Source organism: Candidatus Arthromitus sp. SFB-turkey, assembly GCF_001655775.1.
GTDB lineage: Bacteria > Bacillota > Clostridia > Clostridiales > Clostridiaceae > Dwaynesavagella > Dwaynesavagella gallinarum.
The window spans coordinates 42,887-58,647 of sequence record NZ_LXFF01000033.1; the positions used below are offsets into that span (position 1 = coordinate 42,887).

Consider the following 15,761-nt stretch of genomic DNA (forward strand, 5'->3'; position numbering starts at 1 on the left):
CTCTTAATAATTTTTATTTAAGAGTATAGCATAAAAACATATTTGTTAAGTTAAAAATCATATAAAAATTTTTATTAAGGTTTTGGAGGTTTATTTATGGAATGTTATTTTTTATCAACTTCATCTGAAATAGTTGAATGTTTTAAAGAGTGTGCCTATTACAATAAGGATAAAGAAAATCCAGCAGAGGATTGTCCATTTGCTCAAATATTTAAAGGAAAGAGTTATACTAACATTAAAAGAGAGGCTGTAAATAATTAATTTAATGGTGTACATATTTTGAAATCTAAGTATTTTAAATTTAAAATGCTTAGATTTTTTTTTGTAGATAAAATTAATTTAATATTGTAATATTTATTTATAAAAAATATTTTGGAGTTGATGATTTTGTTTAATATAGATTTTTTAGAAGAAGCAAAATTAATAAGAGATGAAATAATTAACAATAGAAGATATTTTCATGAATATCCAGAAGTTGGGTTTGAAGAATTTAATACTTCAAAGAAAATTGTGGAATTTTTAAATTCTTTGGGAATTGAAAATAAAGTTGTATGTGGAACAGGTATTGTTGCTTTAATAAAGGGAAATGGAGATGGACCTGTTATAGCTTTAAGATCAGATTTAGATGCATTACCACTTGAAGATAGAAAAAATGTCGAATATGCTTCTAAAATAAAAGGGAAAATGCATGCATGTGGACATGATGGACACATGTCTATACTTATGGGAGCAGCTAAAATATTAAATAAACATAAAGATGAGTTTAAAGGAACTGTTAAATTAATTTTTGAACCAGCAGAAGAAACTGTTGGTGGCGCTAAATTTATGATTGAAGAAGGAGTTTTACAAAATCCAAAAGTTGATGCAATAGTTGGACTTCATGTTTCTGAACTCCTTGATTCAGGTACAATTGGTTTAAAATATGGTGTTGTTAATGCTGCATCTAATCCTTTTAAAATAATTGTAAAAGGAAGAGGAGGACATGGAGCACACCCTGAAGACTGTGTTGACCCTATAGTTGCAGCTTGTAATATGGTAACTTCTCTTCAAACAATTGTAAGTAGAGAAATAAGTCCTCATAATCCATCTGTTATTACAATTGGACAGTTTTTAGGTGGAACTGCACCTAATATCATTCCAGAAGAGGTAGTACTTGAAGGAGTTATTAGAACTATAACCAAAGAAGATAGAAAGTATGCTATAAATAGATTAAAAGAAATTTGTGAAGGAATTGCTTTAGCTATGAGGGTTAAAGTTGAAATTGAAATTGTAGATGGATATCCATGTTTATATAATAATGATAAAATGGTGTCTTTTGGGGAAGAAGTGTTTAAAAAAGTTTTAGGAAAAGACAATGTTATTATGGATATATGTCCTTCTATGGGGGTTGAAAGTTTTGCGTATTTTTCTGAGGCTGTACCATCGCTTTTTTATTTTCTTGGAACGAGAAATATTTTAAAAGGGATTGTTCATCCTGCTCATGGAAGTTTATTTGATTTAGATGAAGAAGGTTTAATATTTGGAGCTGCACTTCAAAGTGCTATTGCATTTAATTATTTAAATAGTAATTAGATTGGGAGAAATCATGAAACAAGAGATTATAATTGGATTTAATGAAAAGGATCAAAGGTTAGATAAATTTCTTAGAAAAGTATTTAAAGATGTTGAGCTTAGTTTGATTTTTAGAGATATAAGAAAAGGAAATATTAAAGTAAATGGTAAAAAATCTAGTGTTGATTATAAGTTAAAAGAAAATGATGTATTAAGAATTTTTGGATATCATTATGATTTAAAGGGTAAAAATCAAGAAAAATATGAAATTGACAAAAATTATAATTATTTAAAACCTAAAATTTGTTTTGAAGATTCTAATATTTTAGTTGCAATTAAAGATATAGATACACTTGTTCATTCCAATGGTGATGAAGAAGTAATTGATTTAACGAAAAATGTGAGAATCTATTTATCAAAAAAGGGAGATTATGTACCAGAGAAAAATCTTACATTTTCTCCATCTCCTGTTAATAGGTTAGATAGAAATACATATGGACTTGTTATGTTTGGTAAAAATAATATATCTTTAAATGAGTTGAATTCTGTAATTAGAGAAAGAAAAGTTTCAAAGTATTATAGAGCATTAGTTGAAGGTAAAATTAAAAATGGAGTATATAAGGCATATATAAAAAAGGATCACAAGCTAAATAAATCTGTTGTATCCAATAAAAAAGATGATGAATCAAAAGAGATACAAATGGAAATTAATATGCTTGACACAAATGGGGTTGTAAGTTTAGTAGAGATAAAATTAATAACTGGAAGAAGTCATCAAATAAGAAGTCATTTTAAGTTTTTGGGAAATCCTATAATAGGGGATTTAAAATATGGTAATAAAGAATTAAGGAATTATTTTTTTAATAAATATGGGGTAGAAAATCAGTTATTATTTGCATATAAACTTGTATTTAATGGAATAGATGAAAATATGAGTATTAATTATTTAAATAATAAAGTTATTGTGATGCCTTTTCCATCACGATTTAAAAGAATTATGAAACAGGAATTTAAAATTACAGTTTAGAGGAAAAGAAATGAAAGAACAATCGACAGGTAAAAGTTTTATAGCATTATCTTTTGCAGGTATTCTTGTAAAAGTTATGTCACTTCTTTATGTGCCAATTATTATAAGAATACTTGGGGATGAAGGATATGGTATATATTTGGCATCGTATGATATATTTAGTTTGATTTATGTTGTAACAAATTCTGGAATGCAAATAGCAATTGCTAAACAAATAGCAGAATTTGTTGCTCTTAATCAACAACAAAATGTTGTAAAAACATTTTATGTAGGTAAAAGAATTTTATTTTTTATAGGATTAATAAGTTCTTTGATATTATTGTTAACTTCTAAAATTATGGCTGAATTAGTTAGTAGTCAGCGTTCTTATCTTGGTATTGTATTTTTATCTCCAACTATATTTTTTACATCTGTTTTGGCGGCATATAGAGGTTTTTTTCAAGGGATATCAAATATGACTCCTGTAGCTTTTTCTCAAGTTTTAGAGCAAGTATGTAATATTTTTATAAGTGTGTTTTTTGCTTTTACTTTAGTTAATAAAAGTTTAGAGTTAGGAGCTGCTGGTGGTACTATTGGAACTACGGTAGGAGCATTTTTTGCAATAGTTTTTTTATGCTATGTTTTAAGAAAAGATAAGATAATTTATAATATGAGTAATTCTATACCGTATTTAAATTGTGAATTAGAACGACGAGATAGAGTTTCTACAAAACAAATAGTGAAAACTTTTTTGAAATATGGAATGCCTGTTATTTTAACATCAGGTATACAATACGTTGGAGCAGTTATTGATCTAGCTCTTGTAAAAAATAGACTTTTAGTAGCGGGATTTGATTCTAATGCAAGCGATATTTTATATGGACTTTTAGGAAAATATAAAACTTTAATATATGTTCCCCTTGCATTTATTGCTGCTTTATCTGCAGCTGTTATTCCAAGTATTGTTAAATCAGTGGTGTTAAAAGATAATGAAGAGTTATTTAATAAAATTAGATTTGCTCTTAAAATAAGTTTTTTAATATCAATACCAGCATGTGTAGGATTATCTATTTTAAGTAAACCAATATATTCTATTTTATTTTCACAAGAGTATAGTGATGGATATAGATTAATGCTTTATGGTTCTACTCTTGTTATATTTATGTCTGTTGTTCAAATACAAACAACTATTTTGCAAGGTGTAAACAAATTTTATTCAGTGTTTTTAAGCTTATTTTTGGGAGTTATAATAAAACTTTTGAGTAATTATTTTTTTGTAGGAATTAATTTTATAAATATAAATGGAGCAGTTATTGGAAGTATTTTGGGATTTTTTATTCCTATGATTATAAATGATATCCTTATAAAAAAATATACTGGATTTCGAAGTAAAATGTTTTCAAGTATGTTAAAACCAATATTAGCGTCTGTTTTTATGGGTATTATTGTTTTATTCTCGTATAATTTTTTTAATGCTGTATTTAATAGTTTATCTATTGGAATATATATATCTTTTATATTCTCAGTAGTTTTAGGATGTTCTGCGTATTTTTTATTAATTGTAGTTTTAAAATATATTAAGAAAAGTGATTTGGATTTTATGCCAAATGCAATTGTAAATAGGATACCAAAAAAAATAATGAGTAAATTCTTTAAGTAATAGAATTTACTCATTTTTTTATCTAAATGAAAATGGTCTTCTTCGAATGTCTCGTATAATTGTTATTCCAAATACACTAAAGCCTGAAAAAATTATTAATATGTTTTTAAATAATTCGAATTTAGGTGGTATATATGATTTAATTAAAAATAGAACAAGAACCATTAAAATACTTAAGAGTATGTAAATTATATATTTTGGAATTTCAGATTGAATTTTTACACATTTTTTTATTTCTCTTAAATTTAGTATTACAGATAGAGAAGAATCTACCATTATAGCAATTGCATAGCTTAATATATTTATTTGAGAAAATCCAGCAAGAACATATATAATTATTATTTCTACAAATGAGCAGATTAATGAATTAATTAAAATTTTATTTTGTTTACCTAATCCATTTAAAATACTATATGTTGTAAGTGATATGAAAAACATTGGTGTTATTAAACTAGCAAACCATATATATGAGCCTAAATCTGTTCTTTTAAAAAACATATATGATAATTCATTTGGTATTACAAAACATATTACCATGGTTGCAAGACCAAGAATGAATGAAATTTTTATAACCTCACGTATCCTTTTTTCAGCTGTATTTAATTTGTTTTTGCTCATAGATTTTGATAGATCAGGAATTAGTAAGGTTGAGATTGAACTTATAATAATTATAGGAAATAATACTATGTTTAAAGCCATTCCATTAAATTTTCCCATTATTGAAAGAGCTTGAGAGTAATTAAATCCTGCTTTTAAAAGTCTTCTTGGAATTATAAGAGTTGTAAGAGTTGATAAAAATGTTGTTATTAGACCATTTATGCAAAGAGGAAATGCTATTTTTAACATATCCGCTAAAAGACTTCTTTTACTTACGTTAACAGGTGTTTTATCGTTATATTTGCATTTAACTTTTTTGTAGTAAGAGTACAAGAAAACATAGCTTAAGAATTCACCTAGGCAGATAGATATGTATGCAGCAGTAACTGTTGATTCTACTGTTTTAAAGTTAAAAAACTTTATTACCATTATTAGAACTATAATTCTAATAAATTTTTCTAATATGTCAATTATAGAAGGTACATTTATTTGAGATGTACCATAGAAATATCCTTTTAAAATATTCGATATTGATATAAATATCATAGCGGGACAAATTATTTTAATTGCAGTTATTATACGAGTATCTTTTATTATTATTTGCGCTATTATAGGAGCTAGTGTATATACAATTATTGCGATTATTAGAGACCAAATTAAAGTAAAAATCATAGATGTTTTTATGGTTAAATTTACTTTATTAAAATATTTGTTATCGAAATAAATTGCTGTAAGTTTTGAAATAGATGTCAATATTCCACCACACATTAGGCAAATAAAAAGATTATATATAGGCATAAGTAATCCATATAATCCTAGAGCCTCAGCCCCTAATTCTTTTGAAAGAATTATTGAAAAAGTAAATCCAAGTATTCCTGTTAATATATTTGATGAACTCAGTATAAAAGATTTCTTATAAAAATTTTCTTTTTCCAAAATTTTCCCTCCTTCTTGAATTTTATATTTAAAGTTATTCCGAAATAAAAAATTTTATTCCTAATAATTTTTATTAATGTTTTAGTGTTACGATTCGTAATAAATAATATAAAAATAAATTAAATATAAAACATATTTTAGGGAAAGCATATAGGGGTATAGTAAATTTTTGTTTGGTATTTAATGATTTATTTTTTAAAAATTATTTTAATATGGAGATTCAATATATAATATAGAATTGAGATATTTGGTATTATTTGTTATAATTTTAATAATTATTATCAATAAAGTTTATTGAAATTATTTATACATTTGAAGTATAGATACTATGAAAATATATTGTTTAGATTTTATGTTATAAATTTAAAAAGAGGAGAGATAAATGGGAAGAGTAGAGTTAACATATGGAAAAGCTGTAAAAAAGATAATGGTAATAATAAATCCTATTAAAAAATTATTGATGAAGACACATTGTGTGACACATAAATTTATAAATGGGAATGTTATAAAAATTTTAAATAATGAAAGTTTGTATGATGTTAGTATATTTATGAAAAAATATATAGATCATATAAATGATGGAGTTGTTTGGGCAGATTTAGATTGTAAGAGTAGCAATCACTTTTATAATATAGAGACCCTAAAAGGACTTTATGGATTTTCTAATCTTTTAAATGAATTTAAAAAATATTATAGAACAGCTATGTTTTATTTAGAAAAAGGTTGTATTGACAAATGTATGTTTTATATAGGTGTTTGTCTACATCTTATTCAGGATTCAACGGTTCCTCAACATGGTAGTGGTGATTTATTTAAAGAGCATAGAAGTTTTGAACTTTGGATTATATCAAAAATATATGATGAGGGTAATTTTCAAGTTGAAACTGGAATTAAAAGGTTTGAAAATGTAGAGGATTATATCATAAAAAATATTAAGTTTTCCCAAAAGGTTAATAAAGAAAATCAACAAGTTTTTGATAGAGAAGAGAGGTATATGAATATAGCATCTAAAATAATACGACAAGCTCATGAAACAAGCGCTGGTTTTTTAGTAGATATATATGAAAAAATACTTGGAACTATATAAATTTTTGATTGTTATAAATTGTTATAAAAGATATCCTAAATTTAACTTGAATTTAGGATATCTTTTATTTTATAGGTTATAATAAATGTTGAATTAGATTTGTGTTTTTATTTTGTGTATTGTATAATTACTTAATTATATGGAATTATTTTAGTTAATTTTTAAAAAAAATAATCTAATTTTTAATAGCGTATTGTATAAAAAAATAACTAAAATTATTGTATATTTTTATTTAAAATTAAATATTAATTTATAAAATTGGGGTGATAGTTTAATGAATGTTAGTATAATAGAAGAAATAAAAAAAGCAGAAGAAAAAGCAAAAATTATTTTAGATAGTTCAAAAGAAGAGAGTAAAAAAATTTTTAACGAAGCACTTATTAAGGCTAATGCAGAGTATGAAAATATAGTCAATTTAGCAGATGAACAATATAAAAAAATAATTTTAGATTGTGAAAAAGAAGCAAATGAGTATGTAAGTTCTTTAGAAAAAAAATCTGAGACAAGTATTTCTGAAATTTTTGATATTTCTAATGAAAGAAAAAATTTAGCTATTAAAAAGGTGGTTGAGGGGATTGTTAATGTATGGCAATAGTTAAAATGAAAGAGTTTTCCTTGTATTTTTTGAAAAAGGATAAATTAAAAATTTTAGATGAACTTCAAGCTTTTGGTGGACTAGAATTTAGAAATTTTGAAAGATATGTAAATGATGAAATTGATAGTAAAAATGAAAATATCGTTAAAGCTTTAGAAAAGTTTAAATATTTAGAATTAGATGAGAAAGATATTTTTAATGAACAAAGTTTAAATAAATTAAAATATTGTTTGGAAGTATTAAGACCCTATGTGACTAAACAACCTATAATTAAGTCTTTGACTGATGATAAAATAGAGATAAACTATGAGGACCTTAAAAAAAGTATTAATTCAAATTCGTGGGAAAATATATATGATGAATTTAAAAATATAAATTCAAAAATCTCATCTCTTGATTCAGAATATTTAAAATGTATTTCTGATATAGAATCGAATAAAAATTGGGAAAATTTAGAAGGTGAAATTAAAGATTATAACAATTTAAGATATACTACTTGTATTTTTGGAAGTATTTCTAAACAGTTTGAGCAAGAAATAGTTAATAAGTTTGATAATGAATTTAAATTGTCTAGTGTGCAAATGTTTAATTCTACGCAGCAAGAATCCTTTTTTGTTATAATTGTTCACAATGATATAAAACAAGAGGTTTTTGAGTTTTTAAGATTTAAGGGATTTAATTTTCAAGTATTTTCTTATGAGGAAAAGGTTTCAGATTATTTGAAGACTTTAGAGAATAAAAAAAGCTTTATTTTAAGAGAAAAAGATAAATTAATAGATAAGATTAAAAGTTATGAATCTAAATATGTTGATTTACAATTTGCTTATGAATATTTTAATTCTAATGTAGCTAAGGGGAAAGCTTCTCAAAAGTTTTTAGAGAGTGATTCTTTCCTTATTTGTGAAGGTTATGTTGAAGAAAATAATGTTGATGATTTTAAAAAATGTTTAACTAAGGTTGTTAATTCGAATTTTTATTTGGAATTTAAGGATATTGAATTGGAAAATTCTAATGATGTACCAATAAAACTTTCAAATGGCTCAATAGCTTCTCCATTTGAGAGTGTTCTTGAAATGTATAGTTACCCGACTTATAAAGAGATAGATCCAACGCCAATTATATCAATATTTTTTATAATATTTTTTGGTATGATGTTGGCAGATGCGGGATATGGGCTTGTAATAACAATATTATCGGCTTTTTTATATGTTAAGTCTAAAACTGTTGAGAAGAAAAATTCGTATAGATTGTTTATATTTACGGGTATTTCTACTATAATTTGGGGAATATTATATGGGGCGTATTTTGGAGATTTAATTCAAAGATATTTCAAAATAGATGTTCCAGTAGTACTTGATGTTAACACTGATATTATGACAATTTTTATTATTTCAATAGCTTTTGGATTTGTTCACTTAATTTTAGGTTTAATTATGAAAGCGGTTGTTTATTTTAAAAATGGCAAGAAGATTGATGTAATATATGACGTTGTTTCTTGGTTGCTTATATTGTCTGGTGTATTAGTATTTGCACTTCAAGGAATTATAACGGTGTTTAATTCTTCTATTGCTACTTGGTTAATTGTTATAGGAGTACTAATACTTCTATTTACTCAAGGTCGTGAATCTGAAAGTATTGTTGGTAAAATTGGTGGAGGAGTTTATGGAGTTTATGGAGTTACTGGTTATATCGGAGATATAATTTCTTATTCTCGTTTGTTAGCTTTAGGTCTTGCATCAGGATTTATAGCAAATGCCTTTAATATAATGGGAGGATTAATACCATTTCCATTTAATTTAGTTATAACCCCACTTATGCTTATACCATTACATTTGTTTAATTTAGGTATAAACGCCTTGGGAACTTATGTTCATTCAGCAAGATTACAGTATTTAGAGTTTTTTGGAAAATTCTATACTGGAGGAGGGCGTAAATTTATGCCTTTAAAATATACAGATAAGTATATAAGAATAAAAAAATAAAAAGATTTTAGGAGGAATTTTTAAAATGACTTTTTCAGAATTTTTAGTACAATATGGTGGTTTAATGTTAGCATTATTAGGAGCGGCTTTAGCAGTTGGATTATCAGGAGTAGGATCAGCTAAGGGAGTATCTATAGCAGGTCAGGCTTCAGCAGGACTTTTATCAGAGGAACCAGAAAAATTTGGTCAAACAATTTTATTAACAGCTTTACCTGGAACTCAAGGTTTATTTGGTTTTGTTATTGGGCTTTTAATATTTTTAGATTCAGGTGTTTTTGATGGTCAATTTCCACAAGTAATGCAAGGGTTTCAATTTTTTATGGCAGGATTACCAATAGCTTTAACAGGATTGTTTTCAGGAATAGCACAAGGAAAGGTTTCAGCTGCAGCAATACAAATTTTAGCAAAGAATCCAAAACATACTACTAAAGGTGTAATTTATGCAACACTTGTTGAAACATATGCTGTTTTAGGTTTTGTTGCTTCATTGTTCATGGTTCTATTCTTTAAATAGTTTGGAGTGATTTAAGAGTGTCAGATTTTAAAAATTTAGTAGATAAAATTATAAGTGATGCTGAGTTAAAAAAACGAGATATTGTTGATAAAGCTAAAGAGGAATCAGAAAAAATAGTTCTAAATAAAATTGAAGAGGCAAATGATTATAAAGAAAAAATTCTTAATAGAGCTCGTGTAGAAGGTAAAGAGTTAAGGGAAAAGATGATCTCTAAATGTGAGCTTAAAATTAGAAATAATAGACTTGATGCTAAAAGAAAAGTTTTGGATGAAATTTTTGATAAATCGTTAAGTCAGCTTTTAAATTTAGATAAAGATGAATTTAAAAGTTATTTGGTGCGTACTTTAAATAATTTAAAGTTAAATGGAGAATATGGATTGTTGATATCTAGTGATTATTCAGATATTATTCCAGAACTATTGGTTGACTTAAATAGCAAAGTTAGTGATGATTTAAAAATTTTAGAAGTAAAACCATCTGATAATTTAAAAGGTGGTTTTATTTTAGAAAAAGATGGAGTTTTTATAAATTATTCATTTGAAGTCTTAGTTGATTCTATTAGAGATGAAATTGAATTTGAAGTATCAAACCTTCTTTTTAATTAGGAGGTATTTTATGGTTGAAAAGTTATATTTGGATATTATACCTAAGATTCGTGTTTATGAAAAACGATTGATAGATAATGTAAAATTCAATAGAATGTTAGATTTAGAAAACATAGATGAAGTACTTAAATTTTTATCAGAAACTGTTTATGGAGAAAATATATCAGATGATATAAACATTTATAATTATGAACAGGTTTTGTCTTTAGAATTTGGGAGATTATTTAAGAGTTTAAAAGATATATTTGATAATAAAGAGCTAATTAATATATTTTTAAAGAAATATAAGTATAACAATATTAAGTTAATGTTAAAAGCTAAATTATTAAATGTTGATTTAGGTGATATTCTCTTTAATATAGAAGATTTTGATAATGAATTTATATATACTGCTATCGAAACAGAAAATTATTCTTCTCTTCCTGATGAAATAGGAGATTTAGTAAAGAAAACTTTGAAGGATTTTGAAGAAAATAAAGATCCTCAAAGGATAGATATTTTAATTGATAAAATAATGTTTGGAGAGTTGTTAAAAGAATCTAAAAATATAAGTAGTGATTTTTTAACAAAATATATCCAGATTTTAATTGATGTGTTTAATGTAAAAACTTTATTTAGAATTAAAAATTTGAATTTAAATAGAGCGTTATTTGATGATGTTATTGTTTCAGGTGGGAATATAGCATTAAGTAATTTGAAAATGATTTTTTCAGAACCTAAAGAAAATATATTAAATAGATTTTCAATGACAAACATGTACAAATACGTTAAAGAAGGACTTGAAAATTATGTGAATAATGATGATTTAAATATTTTAGATAAAGAATTGGATGATTATTTAATGGAATATTTGAAAAATGCTAAAATAATAACTACAGGGTTGGCACCTATCATTGGATATATTAACGCTAAAGAAAATGAAATCAAGAATATTAGAATTGTTTTGGTTGGCAAAATTAATAATGTTGATTCAGACTCTATAAAGAGGAGGCTGAGAAAAAATTATGTATAAAGTTGGAATTGTGGGAGATAAAGATTCTATATTTATTTTTAAATCATTAGGATTGGAAATTTTTCCATGTGAACGTGGAGAAGATGCAAAGAAAATAATTGATAAATTAGCATTGAAAAATTATGCAGTTATATTTGTTACTGAGAATATAGTTCAACAAATAATGGATGTAATTGATAAATATCAAAAAAAATATATTCCATCAGTAGTTTTAATACCTAGTAGTAAAGGAAGTTTAGGAATTGGTATTAAAAAAGTAAATGATAATGTTGAGAAAGCCGTTGGAGTTAATATTTTATAAGAAAGGAGTAGAAATATTTGAAAACTGGTAGGATAGTTAAAGTTGCAGGACCTTTGGTTGTTGCTGAAGGTCTTGATAAAGTTAAAGTATATGATGTTGTAAAGGTTGGAGAAAAAAAATTAATTGGTGAAGTAATTGAAATTAGAGGTGAACATGTTTCTATTCAAGTTTATGAGGAAACTTCAGGTATTGGACCTGGAGATGAGGTGATTTCTACAGGAGAACCTTTGAGTGTTGAGCTTGGACCTGGATTAATTGAATCAATGTTTGATGGTATACAAAGGCCTTTAGAGAGATACATGAAAGCTTCTAATTCTAGTTTTTTAGAGAGAGGAGTAGAGGTATACTCTTTAGATAGAGATAAGATTTGGGAATTTAAACAATTAGTAAATGTTGGAGATAAGGTTTCTTTTGGTGATGTTATAGGTACTGTTCAGGAAACACCAGTTGTTTTACATAAAATAATGGTTCCTTATGGTATAGAGGGTATTGTAAAAGAAATAAAAACAGGAAGTTTTAATGTTGTTGAAATAGTTTGTGTGATCCAAACTCCAGATGGAGATAAATCTATTTCAATGATGCAAAAGTGGCCTGTAAGAAAAGGTAGACCATATCTAAGAAAATTGAGACCTGAAGAACCAATGATAACAGGTCAAAGAGTTATAGATACTTTTTTTCCAGTTAGTAAAGGAGGAACTGCGTCTGTTCCTGGTCCTTTTGGTGCAGGGAAAACTGTTGTACAACATCAGATAGCTAAGTGGGGAGATTCAGAAATCGTTGTATATGTTGGATGTGGTGAGAGAGGAAATGAAATGACGGATGTTTTAATGGAATTTCCTGAGCTTATTGATCCTAAAACAGGTCAAAGTCTTATGAAGAGAACGGTTTTGATAGCTAACACATCTAATATGCCTGTTGCAGCTAGAGAATCATGTATATATACGGGTATAACTATAGCTGAGTATTTTAGAGATATGGGATATTCGGTTTCTATAATGGCTGATTCAACTTCAAGATGGGCAGAAGCTTTAAGAGAAATGTCAGGGCGTTTAGAAGAAATGCCTGGTGATGAGGGATATCCAGCTTATTTAGGTTCTAGACTTGCGGAATTTTATGAAAGAGCTGGTAAAGTTGTATGTTTTGGTAAAGAAGAAAGAATAGGAGCTATTACAGCTATTGGAGCAGTTTCACCTCCAGGAGGAGATTTATCTGAACCAGTAACACAGGCTACATTAAGAATTGTTAAAGTGTTTTGGGGATTGGATGCACAACTTGCTTATAAAAGGCATTTTCCTTCAATAAATTGGTTAAATTCATATTCTTTATATGCAGATACTGTTGGTAACTCTCTAGAAAAATCTGGGAATTATAGTAATTGGAACAACATGAGATTGGAAGCTATAAGTCTTTTGCAAGAAGAATCACATCTTGAAGAAGTTGTTAGACTTGTTGGTATTGACGCTTTATCAGATAAAGATAGATTAAAGTTAGAAGTTTCTAAATCTATTAGGGAAGATTATCTTCAGCAAAATGGATTTCATGAAATTGATACATTTTCTTCTATGGAAAAGCAATATAAGATGATATTTTTAATTTTAAAGTTTAAGTCTGAAGCAGAAAGAGCATTAAATGCAGGGGTTTATTTAGAAAAAATTTTAAATCTTCCAATTAGGGATAAAATAGCTAGATCCAAGTATATTCCAGAAAAAGAATTAAGTAAGATGGATGATATATTAAAAGAATTACAATCTGATATTGAAAAATTAATACAAGAGGAGGGTGTAACAGGTGATTAAAGAGTATCAAACGGTAAAAGAAGTTGTTGGACCTCTTATGATGGTTGAAGGTGTATCGGGTGTTAAATATGATGAGTTAGTTGATATTGAGCTTGGAAATGGAGAAAATCGTAGAGGTAAAGTTTTAGAAGTTAATGGATCAAAAGCAATGGTTCAAATATTTGAAGGGTCAAGTGGAATATCACCAGTAACTACTAAATGTAAATTTTTAGCAAAACCTCTCCAATTAGGTGTTTCTGAAGATATGGTTGGAAGAATTTTTGATGGTATGGGTAGACCCAAAGATAATGGTCCTCAAATAATACCTGAATTCAAGCGAGATATAAATGGTATAGCTATAAATCCGGTTGCAAGAGACTATCCATCAGAGTTTATTCAAACAGGTATATCTGCGATTGATCATTTAAATACTCTTGTTAGAGGGCAAAAATTACCTGTATTTTCTGCATCAGGACTTCCACATGCTGAGCTTGCAGCTCAAATTGCACGTCAGGCTAAGGTTTTAAACTCTGATTCAAAGTTTGCCGTAGTATTTGGAGCTATGGGAATAACATTTGAGGAAGCGCAATTTTTTATAGATGATTTTACTAGAACTGGAGCAATTGATAAATCAGTTTTATTTATGAATCTTGCTAATGATCCTGCGATTGAAAGAATTGCAACTCCAAGGATGGTTCTGACATGTGCTGAATATTTAGCTTATGACAAAGGAATGCATGTATTAGTTATAATGACTGATATGACTAATTATGCTGAAGCGTTAAGAGAAGTATCTGCAGCAAGAAAAGAGGTTCCTGGTAGACGAGGATATCCAGGATATTTGTATACTGATTTATCTACTTTGTATGAAAGAGCAGGAAGATTAAAAGGTAAAGAAGGTTCAATTACTCAAATTCCAATTTTAACAATGCCTGAAGATGATAAAACTCATCCAATTCCAGATTTGACAGGATATATTACAGAAGGTCAAATAATTTTGTCTAGAGAATTATTTAAAAAAGGTGTGTTGCCACCAATAGATGTTTTACCATCACTTTCTAGACTTAAAGATAAGGGTATTGGTAAAAACAAGACTAGGGAAGATCATGCGGATACTATGAATCAGTTATTTGCAGCTTATTCTCAAGGTAAACAAGCAAAAGAATTATCATCTATTCTTGGAGAGTCTGCGTTATCTGAAACAGATTTAAAATATTCAAAATTTGCTGAAGCTTTTGAAGAAAGATATTTAAATCAAGGATTTAATACTAACAGAAGTATTGAAGAAACTTTAGAACTTGGTTGGGAACTTTTAAGAATTCTTCCTAAAACTGAGCTTAAGAGAATTAGAGATGAATATTTAGAAAAATATTTTAAAATAGATTAGGCTTGGGGATGAGTTATTATGGGAAAATTAAATGTTAACCCAACACGAATGGAGCTCAGTAAATTAAAGAAAAGATTAGTTGTTGCTACTAGAGGACATAAGCTTTTAAAAGATAAGCAAGATGAACTTATGAGACAATTTATAACACTTGTTAAATATAATAATGAGCTTAGAAAAAAAGTTGAAGAAAAGCTTTCTAAATCTTTTAAAGATTTTGTTATGGCAAAAGCTGTTTTAGGTAGTGAATTTCTTGAAGAAGCAATATTTTATCCTACAAATAAAATAGCTCTTGATGTTAGTATTAAAAATGTTATGAGTGTTAAAGTTCCTGTGTTTAAATTTAGTGGAATCTCAGAGGAAAATGATAAGTTTTCTTATGGTTTTTTTAATACTAATTCAGAATTAGATTTAGCTATTACAAATTTTAGAATGGTTTTTTCTGAACTTTTAGAGCTTGCGGAAGTTGAAAAATCTACACAACTTATGGCAGATGAAATTGAAAAAACTAGAAGAAGGGTTAATGCTTTAGAATATAGGACAATTCCAGATTTGAAAGAAACTATCAAATATATAAGAATGAAACTTGACGAAAATGAAAGAGGAGCATTAACGAGACTTATGAAAGTTAAAAATATGATTGCCGAAAGAAATAGCTAAAAATTAAAGCCACTTTGTTAAGTGGCTTTAATTTTTTTGTTTATAAAATTTAAATAGGAATTTTACAAATTAAAATGTATAATTAAAATTACTTAG

At 26.8% G+C, this 15,761-nt stretch carries 15 protein-coding genes; 14 read left to right on the forward strand and 1 reads right to left on the reverse strand.

Annotation, left to right across the window (positions count from 1 at the left end; translation table 11 throughout):
• Positions 1-96: 96 nt before the first annotated feature.
• The 4 genes from A6P36_RS08235 (at position 97) to A6P36_RS06460 (ending at position 4,217) form a co-directional block, all read left to right on the forward strand.
• Complete coding sequence (locus A6P36_RS08235) at positions 97-261, forward strand: hypothetical protein (protein ID WP_191336287.1); 165 nt, start codon at positions 97-99, stop codon at positions 259-261.
• A gap of 120 nt (positions 262-381) precedes the next feature.
• Positions 382-1,572: a M20 metallopeptidase family protein gene (locus A6P36_RS06450; RefSeq protein WP_191336286.1), complete on the forward strand. Its 1,191-nt coding sequence runs from the start codon at positions 382-384 to the stop codon at positions 1,570-1,572.
• 13 nt (positions 1,573-1,585) lie between these two features.
• Complete coding sequence (locus tag A6P36_RS06455; RefSeq protein WP_066762218.1) at positions 1,586-2,578, forward strand: pseudouridine synthase; 993 nt, start codon at positions 1,586-1,588, stop codon at positions 2,576-2,578.
• 10 nt (positions 2,579-2,588) lie between these two features.
• Positions 2,589-4,217, forward strand: coding sequence for a putative polysaccharide biosynthesis protein (locus tag A6P36_RS06460; RefSeq protein WP_066762220.1), 1,629 nt, complete (start codon positions 2,589-2,591; stop codon positions 4,215-4,217).
• An 18-nt stretch (positions 4,218-4,235) separates the two neighbouring features.
• On the opposite strand, the gene spoVB is transcribed toward A6P36_RS06460, so the two are convergent.
• Positions 4,236-5,750: a stage V sporulation protein B gene (spoVB, locus tag A6P36_RS06465; protein ID WP_066762224.1), complete on the reverse strand. Its 1,515-nt coding sequence runs from the start codon at positions 5,748-5,750 to the stop codon at positions 4,236-4,238.
• Between the two features lie 382 nt (positions 5,751-6,132).
• Between spoVB and A6P36_RS06470 the strand changes: the two genes are divergently transcribed.
• From A6P36_RS06470 to A6P36_RS06515, 10 genes are all read left to right on the forward strand, one after another.
• Positions 6,133-6,837: a zinc dependent phospholipase C family protein gene (locus A6P36_RS06470; protein WP_066762226.1), complete on the forward strand. Its 705-nt coding sequence runs from the start codon at positions 6,133-6,135 to the stop codon at positions 6,835-6,837.
• Between the two features lie 274 nt (positions 6,838-7,111).
• Complete coding sequence (locus tag A6P36_RS06475; protein ID WP_066762228.1) at positions 7,112-7,432, forward strand: hypothetical protein; 321 nt, start codon at positions 7,112-7,114, stop codon at positions 7,430-7,432.
• Positions 7,423-9,414 carry a V-type ATP synthase subunit I gene (locus tag A6P36_RS06480; protein WP_066762230.1) on the forward strand — a complete coding sequence of 664 codons (1,992 nt, stop codon included), beginning with the start codon at positions 7,423-7,425 and terminating at the stop codon, positions 9,412-9,414. Before A6P36_RS06475 ends, A6P36_RS06480 begins: the two co-directional genes overlap by 10 nt.
• A 25-nt stretch (positions 9,415-9,439) precedes the next feature.
• Positions 9,440-9,928, forward strand: a complete 489-nt coding sequence (locus tag A6P36_RS06485) for a V-type ATP synthase subunit K (protein ID WP_066762232.1) — start codon at positions 9,440-9,442, stop codon at positions 9,926-9,928.
• A 17-nt stretch (positions 9,929-9,945) separates the two neighbouring features.
• Positions 9,946-10,533, forward strand: a complete 588-nt coding sequence (locus A6P36_RS06490) for a V-type ATP synthase subunit E (protein ID WP_066762234.1) — start codon at positions 9,946-9,948, stop codon at positions 10,531-10,533.
• A 10-nt stretch (positions 10,534-10,543) separates the two neighbouring features.
• A complete protein-coding gene (locus A6P36_RS06495) occupies positions 10,544-11,545 on the forward strand; it encodes a V-type ATP synthase subunit C (protein WP_066762237.1) in 1,002 nt (333 codons plus the stop codon).
• Entirely contained in the window at positions 11,538-11,846 is a 309-nt protein-coding gene (locus tag A6P36_RS06500) for a V-type ATP synthase subunit F (RefSeq protein ID WP_066762240.1), read from the forward strand. Before A6P36_RS06495 ends, A6P36_RS06500 begins: the two co-directional genes overlap by 8 nt.
• 17 nt (positions 11,847-11,863) lie before the next feature.
• Positions 11,864-13,642, forward strand: coding sequence for a V-type ATP synthase subunit A (locus tag A6P36_RS06505; RefSeq protein WP_066762243.1), 1,779 nt, complete (start codon positions 11,864-11,866; stop codon positions 13,640-13,642).
• Positions 13,635-15,008, forward strand: a complete 1,374-nt coding sequence (locus A6P36_RS06510) for a V-type ATP synthase subunit B (protein WP_066762246.1) — start codon at positions 13,635-13,637, stop codon at positions 15,006-15,008. Before A6P36_RS06505 ends, A6P36_RS06510 begins: the two co-directional genes overlap by 8 nt.
• 18 nt (positions 15,009-15,026) lie before the next feature.
• Positions 15,027-15,665 carry a V-type ATP synthase subunit D gene (locus A6P36_RS06515; RefSeq protein ID WP_066762259.1) on the forward strand — a complete coding sequence of 213 codons (639 nt, stop codon included), beginning with the start codon at positions 15,027-15,029 and terminating at the stop codon, positions 15,663-15,665.
• Positions 15,666-15,761: the final 96 nt, after the last annotated feature.